We start from the raw sequence: 18,111 nt of genomic DNA, 5'->3' as shown, positions 1-18,111 counted from the left end.
TCGATTCGTGGGGCCGGCGCCCGGCCGTACGCCACACGTTTCAGCAAACTCGCCGACCCGACTAACGGGGCCCTTTGCCGCCCCTAAAGCGGGCCGCCCCCCGGACTGAGCAGCCGATACAAGGCCAAGCAGTGGGTTAGAGCGGCTTTAGCGGTGGTTCCGAGCATGGCCAGGAGTTCCACAGGCTGCTCGTCGGCCTTCATCCCAGGCTCGATTCACTCGGAAAGGACCAGGATGGACACCCCTGACGTCCGCATCCTGTCGGTAGGAACAGCGCTCCCGGGCCCTGCTCTGGACAACGCCGCCCTCGCCCGCCGGTTCCAGATGGACGCATTGTGGGAGCAATGGATCGACGCGTTCGTCGGCACCGACACGCGTCATCTGGCCGTCGACCTGGAGAGCGGCGAGATCCGCTCCTCGCTCGCCGAGCTGGGCGAGACCGCCGCCCGGCGCGCGCTGGAGTCCGCCGGCCTCGGCCCGGGCGACATCACGGGCATCGTGCTGGGCACGGCGACGCCCGACCAGCTGATGCCCGCGACCGTCAACCTGATCGCCGACCGCCTCGGGATCAACGACGTCCCGACCTACCAGCTCCAGTCCGGCTGCTCCGGCGCCGTCCAGGCGCTGGAGGTCGGCCGGCAGATGCTGCTGACCGGGGAGCACCGGAACGTGCTGGTCCTCGGCGGCGACGTCTGTGCCAAGCACCTGGACGTCACGCTGGACCTCCGCACGCTCCACCCCTCCGAGCTGGTCAACGTCGTGCTGTTCGGGGACGGCGCCGGCGCGGCCGTCCTCACCACCGACCCGGTGCCCGGCACCGCGTCGATCCGGCGCATCTACACCCGGCTCACCGGCCTGAACCGGCCGCCCGGCCAGAGCGTCGAGTGGTTCGGCCGCACCGACCGCCACTCGGACAAGCAGGCCGTCAACGAGGACTACAAGGCGATCGAGGAGTCCGTGCCGACGATGTCGGCCGAGATCGCCAAGGAGATCCTGGAGGACCTCGGCTGGCAGGACACCGACGTCGACTACCTGCTGCCGCCGCAGCTGTCCGGCAAGATGACCGCCCGGATCGTGGCGGAGCTGGGCATGCCGGGCGCCGAGGAGATCACCTGCGTCCGTGAGACCGCCAACACCGGCAACGCGGTGCCGTTCCTCCAACTGGAGCGGGCGCTGCCGCAGATGACCGACGGCGACCGCGCGCTGTGCGTGGCCGTCGAGTCGAGCAAGTGGATCAAGGCCGGCTTCGCGCTGGAGAAGGTCTGATCCGCCATGTCGCAGCCGACCGCCTCCCACCCCGTCCAGGCGCCCGCCGCCGACAGCACCGCCGCTGCGGACACCGCCCCCGAGAGCACCGACCAACAGGGCACCGACCGACAGTCGGACCCGATGGACCGGTTCCGGACCTTGCAGCGCGCCGGCCGGCTGGCCGAGGACTATCCGCTGGTCCGGGAGCTGCTCACCGACCTGTCGGACGCCGACCTCCTGCGCGCCGGCAACCACCTGGCCCGGCTCGCCCCCGACGAGGTGCGCCAGGCCCACCCGGGTGTCCCCGCCCTCCGCGTCGCCGTCACCGGGCACGGCACGCTGTCCGCCCTGGTGCCGCCGCTGACCGCCGAACTGGCCCGGCACGGCGTCCTGCTGGACGCGGCCGTGTCGGACTTCGACAGCTACGTGTTCGACCTGACCGACCCCGGCAGCGACCTGTACGCGGCCGAGCCCGACCTCGCCCTGTGCGTCCTCGACCCGAGGATCGTCCTCGACGAGCTGCCGACCCCCTGGGGCCCGGCGGACGTCGAGCGGGTGCTCGCCGAGAAGACCGGGCTGATCGAGCGGCTGGCCGAGCGCTTCACCGCCACCGGACGCGGCACCCTCGTCCTCAACACCCTGCCGCTGCCCCGCGCCCTGACCGCCCAGCTCGTCGACCACCGCTCCCGCGCCCTGGCCGGGGCGCTGTGGCGCGAGGCGAACGCCCGCCTGCTGCGCCTCGGCGCGAGCCGGCCGGGGGTCGTGGTGGTGGACCTGGACCCGCTGGTGGCCGAGGGCATCGCCGTCGCCGACCCGCGGCTGAGCCTCTACACCAAGGCGCACCTCTCCTCGCCCCTGCTCGCCCGCTACGCCCGCGAGATCGGGCACCTGGCCCGCGCGCTGGTCGGACGCACCAAGAAGGCCCTGGTCCTCGACCTGGACGAGACGGTCTGGGGCGGGATCCTCGGCGAGGACGGCTTCGACGGCATCGAGGTCGCGGAGACCTACCGGGGCGAGGCGTTCCGGGCCTTCCAGAAGGCCGTCCGGCAGGTCACCTCGCAGGGCGTCCTGCTGGCCGCCGTCAGCAAGAACGACCTCGACCCGGTCCGCGAGGTCCTCGCCGCCCACCCGCAGATGGTGCTGCGCGAGGGCGACTTCGTGCGGGTCGTCGCCAACTGGCGCCCCAAGCACGAGAACCTCGGGGAGCTGGCCGCCGACCTCAACCTCGGCGTCGACTCCTTCGTCTTCGCGGACGACAGCCCGTACGAGTGCGGGCTGGTGCGGCGCGAGCTGCCGGGCGTCGCCGTCGTCCGGCTGGACACCGAGCCGGCCCTGCACATCGAGAAGCTGCTGCGCGACGGCTGGTTCGACGTCCTGGAGCTGACCGCCGAGGACCGCTCCCGGGCCACCACCTACCGGGAGGAACTGGAGCGCAAGGACTTCCTGGACACCTTCGACTCGCTGGACGACTACCTGCGCGAGCTCGACGTGACCGTCCGCTTCGCCGCCGCCGAGGAGCGGGACGTCCCCCGGCTGGCGCAGATCACCCAGCGGACCAACCAGTTCAACCTCACCACCGAGCGGCTCCAGCAGTCCGACGTCCGGGCCCTGCGCGCCGACCCCGCCGCGCTCGTCCTGACCGTGCACTCCCGCGACCGCTTCGGCGAGAACGGCCTGGTCGGGGCGGTCCTCGCCCGGCGGGAGGGCGGCACGGCGACGATCGACAACTTCCTGCTCAGCTGCCGGGTGTTCTCCCGGGGCATCGAGCAGGCCTGCCTGAGCGCCCTGCTCCGGCACTTCAGGGCCACCGGGGCCATGGAGGTCCTCGGCACCTACCGGCGCACCGCCAAGAACGGCAAGGTGCGCGGCCTCTACCCGCTCGTGGGCTTCACCGAGGTCTCGGACGACGGCACCACCGCGGTGTTCCGCCACGACCTCGCCGAGATCCCGGCGCCGCCGCCGCACGTCCTGCTGGACGCCGAGATCCCCGGCCGGCCCGGCCCGTCCGGGCACTCCTCCGACCACCCGGCAGACCTTCCGTCCGACCACCCGTCCGACCTTCCGTCCGGCCGCCTCGACGGCGCCGGAGCCCCTCATGGAGACCCCTCTTGAACACCCTCGACGACTTCGTGACCCTCCTCCAGGACGAGCTCGGCCTCGACGTGACGACGGAGAACGTCGGGCTGCCCTTCGACCGGGTACCGGGCTGGGACTCGGTGCACATGCTGTCCCTGGTGGTCCTCCTGGAGCGCGAGACCGCACGCCGCATCTCGCTGCCCGACCTCCTGGAGGCCCCCAGCCTGCAGCGGGTCTTCGACCTGGTGACGCTGCCGTGAGCACCCCGCTCCCGCTGCGCTCGCGCTACCTGGCCCGGGAACCCGCCCGGCACGCCCGGATCCGTCTCCTCTGCTTCCACCACGCGGGCGGCGGCGCCTCCGCGTACGCCGGCTGGCACCAGGGGCTCGGCGACGACGTCGCGGTGGTGCCGGTCCAGCTCCCGGGCCGGGAGACCCGCAACAGCGAACCGCGGTTCCGGACGATGGAACCGCTGATCGACGAGCTCGTCGCGGAGCTCGACGGCGTCCTCGACCAGCCGTTCGCCCTCTACGGGCACAGCATGGGCGCGCTGGTCGCGTACAACCTCGCCCGGCGGCTCCACCGGACCGGCGGCCCGCTCCCGGAGGTCCTGCTCGTCGGCGCCTACCCCGCACCGCACCGCCCGCCGGCGCTCGGCGAGCTGCCGGACCTGCCCGACGACGAGCTCACCCGGGTCCTGCTCGACCTGGGCGGCATGTCCGAGAGCATCCTCGCCTACCCGGAGTGGCTCACCGCGGCGCTCGACACGGTCCGCGACGACCTGCGGGTCTGCCGCAGCCACGACCGCGGCTTCCTGCCCCGCCTCCCGTTCCCGATCGAGGTCTTCACCGGGCGCTCCGACCCGCTGATGCAGGGCGCGGAGCCGGAACGCTGGCTCGACCACACGCGGGCCGGCTTCCGGGTCCACCGGCTCCCCGGCGGCCACTTCTTCACCCGCCAGTCCACCGGGGAGCTCCTGGCCCTCCTGCGAGGGAGTCTCGGCGACGCCCTGGCCCCCGCCCGGAGGTCGACGGCCTCCTGATCACCCGATCGCCCCGACAGCGCGCGGGCCGGCCACGGAGAGCCGGCCCGCGCCGACGTCGGCGGACGCGTCCGACGACCGCGCACGGGGCCCACGCACAACGACCCGGGCACCACGACCCCGGACGTGACGACCCCGGGCGCGCCGCCCCCGGACGTGACGACCCGCCGACGAGGAACGAGCGCCGACGCCGACGGGCGCTGATGACGACGAGAGGTAAGCAGCACCATGAGCACTGACCGCACCCCGACCGGCACCGCGTCGACGGCGCCGCAGACCACCGAGGCCATCGCCGTCATTGGCCTGGCCTGCCGGCTCCCCGGCGCCGCCGACCCCGACGCCTTCTGGCAGCTGCTGCGCACCGGCGAGCACGCCGTCACGGAGACCCCCGCCGGGCGCTGGGACGCGGACGCGCTCTACCACCCCGACCGTGACGCCCCGGGAAAGGCCGTCACCACGCTCGGCGCCTACCTCGACCGGGTCGACGGCTTCGACGCGGACTTCTTCGGCATCTCGCCCAAGGAGGCCGTCGCCATGGACCCGCAGCAGCGGCTCATGCTGGAACTGGGCTGGGAGGCCCTGGAGAACGCGCGCATCGCGCCCGACGGCATCGCCGGCACCCGCACCGGCGTCTTCGTCGGCGCCATCATGGACGACTACGCCACCCTGCTCCGGCAGCACGAGGGCGCGTCCGGCATCACCCGGCACTCCCTCACCGGCGTCGAGCGCGGCATCATCGCCAACCGCCTCTCCTACCTCCTCGGCGTCCACGGCCCCAGCCTGGTCGTCGACTCCGCGCAGTCCTCGGCGCTCGTCGCCGTGCACCTGGCCTGCGAGAGCCTGCGCAAGGGCGAGTCCACGCTCGCCATCGCCGGCGGCGTCAACCTCAACCTGATCCCCGAAAGCACCGTCGCCGTCACCAAGTTCGGCGGCCTCTCCCCCGACGGCCGCTGCTACACCTTCGACGCGCGGGCCAACGGCTACGTGCGCGGCGAGGGCGGCGGCGCCGTCGTCCTCAAGCCGCTCTCCCGCGCGCTCGCCGACGGCGACCGCATCCACTGCGTCATCCAGGGCGGCGCCGTCAACAACGACGGCACCACGCCCGGCCTGACCGTCCCGAGCGCCCGCGCCCAGGAGCAGGTCATCCGGCTCGCCCACGAGCAGGCCGGCATCCGCCCCGAGACCGTCCAGTACGTCGAGCTGCACGGCACCGGCACCAGGATCGGCGACCCGCTGGAGGCACGCGCCCTCGGCGCCGCCCTCGGATCCGCCCGCGAGGCGGACCGGCCGCTGCGGGTCGGCTCCGCCAAGACGAACGTCGGCCACCTGGAGGGCGCGGCGGGCATCGTCGGCCTGATCAAGACGGTCCTGAGCATCGGCCACCGCGAGCTGCCCGCCAGCCTGAACTACGAGAGCCCCAACCCGGACATCCCGCTGGACGAGTTGCGGCTGACGGTCCAGCAGGAGCTCTCCGGCTGGCCCGAGCCCGAGCAGCGGCTGGTCGCCGGTGTCAGCTCGTTCGGCATGGGCGGGACGAACTGCCACGTGGTGCTGGCGGAGGCGCCGGCTGTCGAGGAGGCTCCGGCGGTGGCGGTGCCGGGTGTGGTGCCGTGGGTGCTGTCGGGGCGTGGCGCGCGGGCTGTGGAGGGTCAGGCGGCGCGGCTGTTGACGGCCGTGGACGGGCTGCCGGCGTCGGACGTGGGTGCCTCGCTGGTGTCGTCGCGGGCGGTGTTCGAGGACCGTGCGGTGGTGCTGGGCGGGTCGGCCGCGCTGGCGGCGCTGGCCGGGGGCGCGGAGGCTCCGGGTGTGGTGCGGGGTCGTGCGGTGGCGGGTGGCCGTCTCGCGGTGCTGTTCACCGGGCAGGGATCGCAGCGCGCGCGGATGGGCGCGGAGTTGTACGAGACGCAGCCGGTGTTCCGGGCGGCGTTCGACGAGGCGAGCGCCGCGTTGGACGCCTTCCTGCCGCGAGCATTGAAGGACGTGCTGTTCACCGATGACGCCGACCTGAACCAGACCCTCTACACGCAGGCGTCGCTGTTCGCCGTCGAAACGGCCCTGTTCCACCTCGCGAAGGCCCACGGTGTGAAGCCGCACGTGGTCGGCGGGCACTCGATCGGCGAGGTCACCGCCGCCCACGTCGCCGGTGTGCTCTCGCTGAGCGATGCGGCGCGTCTGGTGACCGCGCGGGGCCGGCTGATGCAGGCCGCGCGTGCGGATGGCGCGATGATCGCCGTAGAGGCCACCGAGGACGAGGTCCTGCCACTCCTCAAGGACGCGGTGTCCATCGCCGCCGTCAACGGCCCCACCTCCATCGTCATCTCCGGAGACACCACCCTCGCCGAGGAGATCGCCGCACACTTCCACGGCCTGGGCCGACGCACCCGCCGCCTCAGCGTCTCCCACGCCTTCCACTCCCCCCACATGGACAGCGTCCTGGAGGAGTTCACCCGGGAGATCGACGGGCTGACGTTCAACGCGCCCACGATCCCCGTGCTCTCCAACGTCACCGGAACCCTCGCCACCACCGAGGAGCTGACCTCACCCGCCTACTGGGCCGGACACATCCGCGCCACCGTCCGCTTCCACCAGGGCATCCAGCACCTCCACACCGAACAGGACATCACCGCCTACCTCGAACTCGGCCCTGACCCCGTCCTCACCGCACTGACCCGCACCACACTCACCGACACGCCTGTAGTTGCGGTCGCCGCACTGCGCAAGGACAAGGCCGAGGACGAGACGTTCCTCGCGGCGCTCGCCCATCTCTGGACCACCGGCATCCCGGTCGCATGGGACCAGGTCCCGACCCTCGCCGCAGGCCGCACCATCGACCTGCCCACCTACGCCTTCCAGCGCGAGCGCTACTGGCCTGACCTCAAGAACCGTGTGACGCAGCCGATTCCGGCGACGTTCCTGCCCAGCGAGGAGGACGCCCCCGAGACGACCGAACCGGCGGACACGTTCGCAAGCCGCCTCACACAACTCCCGGCCGCCGAACAGGAGCAAACGCTCCTCGAACTCGTCCGCACCAACGTGGCGATCGTGCTCGGACACGTCACGTCGGAGACCGTCGACGGCACCCGCCCCTTCACCGCCCTCGGCTTCGACTCACTCGGAGCCGTCGAGTTCCGCAACAGGCTCGTCTCCGCGACCGGCCTTTCGATTCCCACCACCCTGACCTTCGCGCACCCCACGCCGAACGCGGTGGCCGCCTACCTCCTGGCCGAGATCTCCGGTGCCCGGCAGTCGACAGCCGCCGAGGTCCCGACCGGCCCGGTCGCGGCGGACGAGCCCCTCGCCATCGTCGGCATGGCCTGCCGCTTCCCCGGTGACGTGGCCTCCCCCGAGGACCTGTGGAAGCTGGTGGCCGACGGCACCGACGCCATCTCCGGTTTCCCCACCAACCGGGGCTGGGACACGGACGCCCTCTACGACCCCGATCCCCAGCGCATCGGCACCACCTACGCCCGCCACGGCGGGTTCCTCCACGACGCCGACCTGTTCGACGCCGAGTTCTTCGGCATCAGCCCCCGCGAAGCAACCGCCAGCGACCCTCAGCAACGTCTGCTCCTGGAAACCACCTGGGAGGCCTTCGAGCGGGCCGGCATCGACCCCGCCACCGTGCGCGGCAGCCGCACCGGCGTCTTCGTCGGCGCCACGTCCCTCGACTACGGCCCGCCCCTGCACCAGGCCCCCGAAGGTCTCAGCGGCTTCCTGCTGACCGGCAGCACGACGAGCATCGCATCCGGCCGCATCGCCTACACGTTCGGGCTGGAGGGCCCGGCGGTGACGGTGGACACGGCGTGCTCGTCCTCGCTGGTCGCCCTGCACCTGGCGGCGCAGTCGCTGCGCCAGGGCGAGTGCACCCTCGCCGTGGCCGGTGGCGTCACCGTGATGTCGAGCCCCGGGATGTTCCTGGAGTTCAGCCGCCAGCGCGGCCTGTCGGCGGACGGCCGCTGCAAGGCGTTCTCGGCCGACGCCGACGGCACCGGCTGGGGTGAGGGCGTCGGCGTGCTGCTCGTCGAACGGCTGTCGGACGCGCAGCGGCTCGGCCACCCCGTGCTCGCGGTCTTCCGGGGCTCCGCCGTCAACCAGGACGGCGCGTCCAACGGCCTCACCGCGCCCAACGGCCTCGCCCAGGAGCGCATGATCCGCCAGGCGCTGGCGAACGCCCGCCTGTCACCGGCGGACGTGGACGTGGTCGAGGCGCACGGGACGGGGACGCGGCTGGGTGACCCGATCGAGGCGCAGGCGCTGCTGGCCACCTACGGTCAGGACCGGCCGGCCGACCAGCCGTTGTGGCTGGGGTCGGTCAAGTCGAACATCGGGCACACGCAGGCGGCGGCGGGTGTCGCGGGTGTGATCAAGATGGTGATGGCGATGCGGCACGGGGTGCTGCCGCGCACGCTGCACGCGGACGAGGCGTCGCCGTATGTGGAGTGGGAGAGCGGTGCCGTCGAGCTGCTCAGCCAGGCACGGGTGTGGGAGGACGCGGGCCGTCCGCGTCGTGGCGCGGTCTCGTCGTTCGGTATCAGTGGGACGAATGCGCACGTGATTCTGGAGCAGGCGCCGGTTGTCGAGGAGACTCCGGGCGCGGACGTTCTGCCGGTGCCGGGTGTGGTGCCGTGGGTGCTGTCGGGTCGTGGTGCGCGGGCCCTGGAGGGTCAGGCGGCGCGGCTGCTGGCGGCCGTGGACGGGCTGTCGCCGGCGGATGTGGGCGCTTCGTTGGTGTCGTCGCGGGCGGTGTTCGAGGACCGTGCGGTCGTTTTCGGCGGGTCGGCCGCGTTGGCCGCGCTCGCCGAGGGCGCGGAGGCTCCGGGTGTGGTGCGGGGTCGGGCGGTGGAGGGTGGCCGTCTCGCGGTGCTGTTCACCGGGCAGGGTTCGCAGCGTGCGCGCATGGGTGCGGAGCTGTACGAGACGCAGCCGGTGTTCCGGGCGGCGTTCGACGAGGCGAGCGCCGCGTTGGACGCCCACCTGCCCCGGCCGTTGAAGGACGTGCTGTTCGCCGATGACGCCGACCTGAACCAGACCCTCTACACGCAGGCGTCGCTGTTCGCCGTCGAGACCGCGCTGTTCCGTCTCGCGGAGGCGCATGGTGTGGTGCCGCAGGTCGTCGGCGGGCACTCGATCGGCGAGGTCACGGCCGCCCACGTCGCCGGGGTCCTGTCCCTGAGCGATGCGGCGCGTCTGGTGACCGCGCGGGGCCGGCTGATGCAGGCCGCCCGTGCGGATGGCGCGATGATCGCCGTGGAGGCGACGGAGGACGAGGTCCTGCCGCTCCTTGAGGACGCGGTGTCGATCGCGGCCGTCAACGGCCCCACCTCCGTCGTCATCTCCGGTGACGCCACCCTCACCGAGGAGATCGCCGCACACTTCCGCGGCCAGGGCCGACGTACCCGCCGTCTCAGCGTCTCCCACGCCTTCCACTCCCCCCACATGGACAGCGTCCTGGAGGAGTTCACGAGCGAGATCGCCGCGTTGACGTTCAACGCGCCCACGATCCCCGTGCTCTCCAACGTCACCGGAACCCTCGCCACCACCGAGGAGCTGACCTCACCCGCCTACTGGGCCGGACACATCCGCGCCACCGTCCGCTTCCACCAGGGCATCCAGCACCTCCACACCGAACAGGACACCACCGCCTACCTCGAACTCGGCCCCGACCCCATCCTTACCGCACTGACCCGCACCACCCTCACCGACACCGACGCGGTTGCCGTCGCCGCACTGCGCAAAGACAAGGCCGAGGACGAGACGTTCCTCGCGGCGCTCGCCCACCTCTGGACCACCGGCATCCCGGTCGCGTGGCAGCAGACCCCCACCCTGGCCGCAGGCCGCACCGTCGACCTGCCCACCTACGCCTTCCAGCGCGAGCGCTACTGGCTGGAGGCACCGGCTCTCGTGGGTGACGCGTCGGGGCTCGGTCTGCGTGTGGCGGATCACGAGCTGCTGGGCGCGACCGTCGACCTCGCCGGTGAGGGCGGCGCGGTGTTCACCGGACGCCTCTCCCACGCCGCGCAGCCCTGGCTCACCGGCCACACCGTCCTGGGCAGCGTCCTCCTCCCGGGGACCGCGTTCGTCGACCTCGCCATCGCCGCCGGCGACCACCTGGGCGCCGGACACCTCGAAGACCTCACCCTCCACGCACCCCTCACCATCCCCGACGGCGAAAGCGTCCACCTCCAGATCACCCTCACCCCCGACGACAACGACGGCTACGCCCTGACCGTGCACTCCCGCCCGGAAAGCGGTAGCCCGGGGTGGACCCAGCACGCCAGTGGCCGACTCACCTCCGAGGAGGTCAACCCCGTTGCCATCGAGGGTGTTTGGCCTCCAATCGGCGCGGATCCTATAGATCTGGACGGCCTCTACAACCGTCTCGCCGACCGCGGCTACGCCTACGGCCCGCTCTTCCAGGGCCTCCACACCGCCTGGCGCCAGGACGGCGACCTGTTCGCGGAGATCACCCTCCCCCAGGACGACACCGACACCGCCGCCTTCGGCCTCCACCCGGCCCTGCTCGACGCCGCCCTGCACACCCTCCTGGTGGAACAGGCGGACAACCAGGTCGTGCTGCCGTTCGCCTGGAGCGGCGTCACCCTCCACGCCACCGGCGCCACCGCCCTACGCGTCCACTGGCAGGCCACCGGCGAGAACACCTACACCCTCACCGCCACCGACCCCGCCGGCACCCCCGTCATCACCATCGACGCCCTGACCCTCCTGCCCACGGCCACCATCCCCACCACCGACGACCTCTACCAGCTCACCTGGGCCCCGGCCGGTAAGGGTGTCGAGCCCGCCGCCGACCACCCGGTCGTCCTCGGCAGTGAGACGTTCGGCCTCGACGCACCGGTTCACGCCGAACTGGACACCGTGCCCCCGCACGCCCACGTCGTCCTCACCGTCGAGCCGTCCACCGTGACCGGCCCGGCGCACACCCACGAGGTGCTGACCCGGACCCTCGCCACTCTTCAGGCCTGGCTCGCCCACCCCGACCACACCGACGGACACCTGACCCTCGTCACCCGCCACGCGGTGACGACCCACCCCACCGACCCGGCACCGGACCTCACCGCCGCCGCGATCTGGGGCCTCGCCCGCACGGCGCAGACCGAACACCCCCAGCGGATCTCGCTCCTGGACCTCGACCACCACCCCCTCACCGCCGAGGCCCTGGGCAGCGGACACCCCCAGACCGCCCACCGCGACGGCACGCCCCACACCCCCCACCTCACCCCCGTCACCAACGACGGCACCACCAGCATCGCCCTCGACCCGGACGGCACCGTCCTGATCACCGGTGCCACCGGAACCCTCGGCGGCCTCTTCGCCCGCCACCTCGTCACCGCGTACGGGTCCAAGCACCTGCTCCTCGTCAGCCGCCGCGGAGCCGATGCCCCCGGCGCTGCCGACCTCGCGGCCGAACTCACCGCCCTGGGCGCCGACATCACCTTCGCGGCCTGCGACCTGGCCGACCGGGAGGCGACGGCCGACCTGCTGGCCGCCGTCCCGGCCGACCACCCACTCACCGCCGTCATCCACACCGCCGGCGTCCTCGCCGACACGCTGATCGAAGGACTCACGCCCGAACGGCTGGCAGACGTCCTGCGCCCCAAGGTCGACGCCGCCTGGAACCTGCACGAGCTCACCGAGCACCTGGACCTCTCCGCCTTCGTCGTCTTCTCCTCCATCACCGGCATCATCGGCAACGCCGGCCAAGCCAACTACGCCGCCGCCAACACCTACCTCGACGCCCTCGCCCACCACCGCGACACCCACCACCTCCCCGCCACCTCCCTCGCCTGGGGCCTCTGGGGCGCCGAGAGCGGCGGTATGGCAAGCGGCCTCAGCGAGGCGGACCTCGCACGCTGGGACCGCAACGGCCTGCCGGCGCTGACCACGCGGCAGGGCCTGGACCTGTTCGACGCCGCTCTCCTCAGCGGCCGTCCGGCACTGGTGCCGGCCCGGGTCAACGTCCCCGCGCTCGAAGACCTCCAAGCGGCCGGGCTGCTTCCCGATCTCTACAGCCGTCTCGTGAGCAACCGCCCCAAGCGGGCCGTCGCCCGCGCCCGGCGTTCCACCGCCGATTCCGGCTCGTCCTGGGAACTGGAGATGACGGGTCTCGGTGAGGCCGAACGTCTCCGCCGACTCTCGGAGTTGGTCCGCTCGACGGCAGCCGTTGTGCTCGGTCACGCGGAGACCGCAGGCATCGACACGAGCCGCGCGTTCAAGGAACTCGGCTTCGACTCCCTGACGGGTGTCGAGTTCCGCAACCGTCTCAAGGCGGTCACCGGCCTGCGCCTGCCCACGACCATCGCCTTCGACTACCCGACACCGGACGCGGTGGCCGCCTACCTGCTGGCCGAGATCTCCGGCGCCCAGCAGTCCACGGCCGTCGAGGTGGCAACCGTCCCGGCCGCTGCGGCGGACGAGCCCCTCGCCATCGTCGGCATGGCCTGCCGTTACCCCGGTGACGTGGCCTCCCCCGAGGACCTGTGGAAGCTGGTGGCCGACGGCGCCGACGCCATCTCCGCCTTCCCGACCAACCGGGGCTGGAACACCGACACCCTCTACGACCCCGATCCCCAACGCATCGGCACCTCGTACACCCGCCACGGCGGGTTCCTCCACGACGCCGACCTGTTCGACGCCGAGTTCTTCGGCATCAGCCCCCGCGAAGCGACCGCCAGCGACCCGCAGCAGCGCTTGCTGCTGGAGACCGCCTGGGAGGCGTTCGAGCGGGCCGGCATCGACCCCGCCACCGTGCGCGGCTCCCGGGGCGGTGTCTTCGCGGGCGTCATGTACAACGACTACAGCTCACGCCTGCCGAAGGCCCCCGAGAACTTCGAGGGCTTCCTGTTGACGGGCAACGCGTCCAGCGTCATCTCCGGCCGACTCGCCTACACGTTCGGGTTGGAGGGCCCGGCGGTGACGGTGGACACGGCGTGCTCGTCCTCGCTGGTCGCGCTGCACCTGGCGGCGCAGTCCCTGCGTCAGGGCGAGTGCAGTCTCGCCGTCGTCGGTGGCGTGACGGTGATGTCGACCCCGACCACCTTCGTGGAGTTCAGCCGCCAGCGCGGCCTTTCGGCGGACGGCCGCTGCAAGGCCTTCTCGGCCGACGCCGACGGCACCGGCTGGGGCGAGGGCGTCGGCGTACTGCTCGTCGAACGGCTCTCCGATGCGCGGCGCAACGGTCACCCGGTGCTGGCGGTGGTGCGCGGCTCGGCGGTGAACCAGGACGGCGCGTCGAATGGTCTGACGGCGCCGAACGGTCCGTCGCAGGAGCGGGTGATCCGTCAGGCGCTCGCGAACGCCGGCCTCACCACGTCCGACGTGGACGTGGTCGAGGCGCACGGGACGGGGACGCGGCTGGGTGACCCGATCGAGGCGCAGGCCCTGCTGGCCACCTACGGGCAGGGGCGCGGGGCGGACGAGCCGCTGTGGCTCGGCTCGATCAAGTCGAACATCGGCCACACGCAGGCGGCGGCTGGCGTCGCGGGCATCATCAAGATGGTGATGGCCATGCGCAACGGCGTGCTGCCGCAGACCCTGCACGCCAACGACGCTTCGCCGTACGTGGAATGGGACTCGGGCTCCGTCGAACTGCTCACCGAGGCCCGCACGTGGCAGGACACCGGACGCCCGCGCCGGAGCGCCGTCTCCTCCTTCGGTATCAGTGGGACGAACGCGCACGTGATCCTGGAGCAGGCCCCCGTGGCCGAGGTTGCTCCGGCGGTGGCGGTGCCGGGTGTGGTGCCGTGGGTGCTGTCGGCCCGTGGCGCGCGGGCCCTGGAGGGCCAGGCGGCGCGGCTGTTGACGGCCGTGGACGGGCTGCCGGCGTCGGACGTGGGTGCCTCGCTGGTGTCGTCGCGGGCGGTGTTCGAGGACCGTGCGGTGGTGCTGGGCGGGTCGGCCGCGCTGGCGGCGCTCGCCGAGGGCGCCGAGGCGCCGGGTGTGGTGCGGGGGCGCGCTGTCGCGGGTGGCCGTCTCGCGGTGCTGTTCACCGGGCAGGGTTCGCAGCGCGCCCGCATGGGTGCGGAGCTGTACGAAACCCAGCCGGTGTTCCGGGCGGCGTTCGACGACGCGAGCGCCGCGTTGGACGCCCACCTGCCCCGGCCGTTGAAGGACGTGCTGTTCACCGATGACGCCGACCTGAACCAGACCCTCTACACACAGGCGGCGCTGTTCGCCGTCGAAACCGCGCTGTTCCGTCTCGCCGAGGCGCATGGCGTGGTCCCGCAGGTCGTCGGCGGGCACTCAATCGGCGAGGTCACGGCCGCCCACGTCGCCGGCGTCCTGTCCCTGAGCGACGCGGCATGCCTGGTGACCGCACGCGGCCGGCTGATGCAGGCCGCCCGTGCGGATGGCGCGATGATCGCCGTGGAGGCCACCGAGGACGAGGTCCTGCCGCTCCTTGAGGACGCGGTGTCGATCGCGGCCGTCAACGGCCCCACCTCCGTCGTCATCTCGGGAGACACCACCCTCGCCGAGGAGATCGCCGCACACTTCAGTGGCCAGGGCCGACGTACCCGCCGTCTCAGCGTCTCCCACGCCTTCCACTCCCCCCACATGGACAGCGTCCTGGAGGAGTTCACGAGCGAGATCACCGCGTTGACGTTCAACGCGCCCACGATCCCCGTGCTCTCCAACGTCACCGGAACCCTCGCCACCACCGAGGAGCTGACGTCGCCCGCCTACTGGGCCGGGCACATCCGCGCGACCGTCCGCTTCCACCAGGGCGTCCAGCACCTCCACACCGAACAGGGCATCACCGCCTACCTCGAACTCGGCCCTGACCCCGTCCTCACCGCACTGACCCGCACCACCCTCACCGACACCGACGCGGTTGCCGTCGCCGCACTGCGCAAGGACAAGGCCGAGGACGAGACGTTCCTCGCGGCGCTCGCCCACCTCTGGACCACCGGCATCCCGGTCGCATGGGACCAGGTCCCCGCCCTCACCGCAGGCCGCACCGTCGACCTGCCGACCTACGCCTTCCAGCGCGAGCGCTACTGGCTGGAGGCACCGGCTCTCGTGGGTGACGCGTCGGGGCTGGGGCAGAGCATCACCTCGCACGCTCTGCTCGCGGCCGCCGTCGACCTCGCGGGCGAGGGCGGCGCGGTGTTCACCGGACGCCTCTCCCACGCCGCGCAGCCCTGGCTCGCCGAACACGCCGTCCTGGGCAGCGTCCTCCTCCCGGGCACCGCGTTCGTCGACCTCGCCATCGCCGCCGGCGACCACCTCGGCGCCGGACACCTCGAAGACCTCACCCTCCACGCACCCCTCACCATCCCCGACGGCGAAAACGTCCACCTCCAGATCACCCTCACCCCCGACGACAACGACGGCTACGCCCTGACCGCGCACTCCCGCCCGGAGAACGGCGAAGGCGTCTGGACCCGCCACGCCGGCGGCAGACTGACCACAGAGACCGCCAACCCCGTTGCCATCGAGGGTGCTTGGCCTCCGGTCGGTGCGGAGCGGATCGACCTGGACGGCCTCTACGACGGGCTCGCCGGGCGCGGCTACGAGTACGGCCCCCTGTTCCAAGGCCTCCACACCGCCTGGCGCCAGGACGGTGACCTGTTCGCGGAGATCACCCTCCCCCAGGACGACACCGACACCGCCGCCTTCGGCCTCCACCCGGCGCTGCTGGACGCCGCCCTGCACACCCTCCTGGTGGAACAGGCGGACAACCAGGTCGTGCTGCCGTTCGCCTGGAGCGGCGTGACCCTCCACGCCACCGGCGCCACCGCCCTACGCGTCCACTGGCAGGCCACCGGCGAGAACACCTACACCCTCACCGCCACCGACCCCGCCGGCACCCCCGTCGTCACCATCGACACGCTCACCGTCCGCGCGATCACCCCGGACCAGCTCGCCACCACGCCCAACGACCTCTACCAACTCACCTGGACCCCCACCGGTAAGGGCGTCGAGCCCGCCACCGACCACCCGGTCGTCCTCGGCAGCGAGACCTTCGGCCTCGACGCACCCCTTCACGCCGAGCTGGACACGGTGCCCGCGCACGCGCACGTCCTGCTCACCGTCGAACCCTCCACCGTCACCGGCCCGGCGCACACCCACGAGGTGCTGACCCGGACCCTCGCCACCCTCCAGGCCTGGCTCACCCACCCCGACCACACCGACGGACACCTGACCCTCGTCACCCGCCACGCGGTCACCACCCACCCCGCCGACCCCACCCCCGACCTCACCGCCGCCGCCATCTGGGGCCTCGCCCGCACCGCCCAGACCGAACACCCCCAACGGATCTCACTCCTCGACCTCGACCACCACCCCCTCACCACCGAGGCCCTGGGCAGCGGACACCCCCAGACCGCCCACCGCAACAACACCCCCCACACCCCCCACCTCACCCCCGTCACCGACCACAACACCACCGCCACCACCGCCCTCGACCCGGACGGCACCGTCCTCGTCACCGGCGCCACCGGCACGCTCGGCACCCTCTTCGCCCGCCACCTCGTCACCGCGTACGGGTCCAAGCACCTGCTCCTCGTCAGCCGCCGCGGAGCCGACGCCCCCGGCGCCGCCGACCTCGCGGCCGAACTCACCGCCCTCGGCGCCGACATCACCTTCGCCGCTTGCGACCTGGCCGACCACGACGCGACGGCCGACCTGCTCGCCACCATCCCGGCCGACCACCCACTCACCGCCGTCATCCACACCGCCGGCGTCCTCGCCGACACCCTCCTCACCACCCTCACCCCCGAACGCCTCTCCGACGTCCTGCGCCCCAAGGTCGACGCCGCCTGGAACCTCCACCACCTCACCCAACACCTCGACCTCTCCGCCTTCGTCCTCTTCTCCTCCATCACCGGCATCATCGGCAACGCGGGCCAAGCCAACTACGCCGCCGCCAACACCTACCTCGACGCCCTCGCCCACCACCGCCACACCCACCACCTCCCCGCCACCTCCCTCGCCTGGGGCCTCTGGGGCGGCGACAGCAGCGGCATGGCCGACGAACTCTCCCCCGCCGACCTCGCCCGCATCGCCCGCTCCGGCATCGCCCCCCTCACCGCCCACCAAGGGCTCCGCCTCTTCGACACCGCCCTCAGCACCACTCACCCCGCCCTCGCCCCCGTCCACCTCGACCTCACCGGCCTGGACGACAACGCCTCGCCCGTCCTGCACCACCTCGCACCCCCGGCCCGGCGCCGTCGGGCGGTTCCGAGGAGTGGTTCGACGGGCGGCACGGGCACGGGCGGGACGACCCTCGCCGCCCGGCTCGCCGGCCTCGGCGAGGCGGAGCAGCGGCGGATCGTCCTCGACCTCGTGGGGCAGTGCGTGGGCACGGTGCTGGGGCACTCGGGCGGAACCGGCCTGGACCTCGATCGCGGCTTCCTCGACATGGGCTTCGACTCACTCACCGCGGTCGAACTGCGCAACCTGCTCGCCAACACCACCGGCCTGCGGCTGGGGCCGACGCTGGTGTTCGACCACCCGACCCCCGCCGCCCTGGCGTCCTACCTGCTGGCGCAGGCGGTGCCGGATCCGGCCGACGCGCTGCTCGCGGAACTCGACCGCTTCGAGGCGGCCTTCGCGCAGAAGCAGTCCGCGGACGAGGTCCGCTCGGGGCTGTCCGCGCGGCTCCAGGCGCTGCTCGCCGCGCTGAACGACACCGAAGCGGGGGACGACGTCCTCGACCAGATCGGCAGCGCGTCCGACGACGAGATCTTCGCCTTCATCGACAACGAACTCGGCGCCGGCTGACC

At 72.5% G+C, this 18,111-nt stretch carries 5 protein-coding genes; all 5 read left to right on the top strand.

The genetic code is table 11. The features are described 5' to 3' along the window. Positions 1–234 precede the first annotated feature (234 nt). The 5 genes from ACFCLZ_RS28750 to ACFCLZ_RS28730 all read left to right on the top strand — a co-directional run bounded on the left by ACFCLZ_RS28750 (position 235) and on the right by ACFCLZ_RS28730 (position 18,109). Complete coding sequence (locus ACFCLZ_RS28750) at positions 235–1,266, top strand: 3-oxoacyl-ACP synthase III family protein (RefSeq protein ID WP_380280637.1); 1,032 nt, start codon at positions 235–237, stop codon at positions 1,264–1,266. Between the two features lie 123 nt (positions 1,267–1,389). Further along, positions 1,390–3,360: an HAD-IIIC family phosphatase gene (locus ACFCLZ_RS28745; protein ID WP_380286312.1), complete on the top strand. Its 1,971-nt coding sequence runs from the start codon at positions 1,390–1,392 to the stop codon at positions 3,358–3,360. Next, positions 3,357–3,584, top strand: coding sequence for an acyl carrier protein (locus ACFCLZ_RS28740; protein WP_380280635.1), 228 nt, complete (start codon positions 3,357–3,359; stop codon positions 3,582–3,584). Before ACFCLZ_RS28745 ends, ACFCLZ_RS28740 begins: the two co-directional genes overlap by 4 nt. Then, on the top strand, positions 3,581–4,366 hold the full coding sequence (locus ACFCLZ_RS28735) for a thioesterase II family protein (protein ID WP_380280633.1): 786 nt from the start codon (positions 3,581–3,583) through the stop codon (positions 4,364–4,366). The genes ACFCLZ_RS28740 and ACFCLZ_RS28735 overlap by 4 nt, the downstream gene beginning before the upstream one ends. A gap of 228 nt (positions 4,367–4,594) precedes the next feature. After that, a complete protein-coding gene (locus ACFCLZ_RS28730; RefSeq protein ID WP_380280631.1) occupies positions 4,595–18,109 on the top strand; it encodes an SDR family NAD(P)-dependent oxidoreductase in 13,515 nt (4,504 codons plus the stop codon). Positions 18,110–18,111: the final 2 nt, after the last annotated feature.

It is taken from the genome of Kitasatospora purpeofusca, assembly GCF_042691725.1.
GTDB lineage: Bacteria > Actinomycetota > Actinomycetes > Streptomycetales > Streptomycetaceae > Kitasatospora > Kitasatospora purpeofusca_B.
This window is presented reverse-complemented; position numbering and strand designations above follow the sequence as displayed.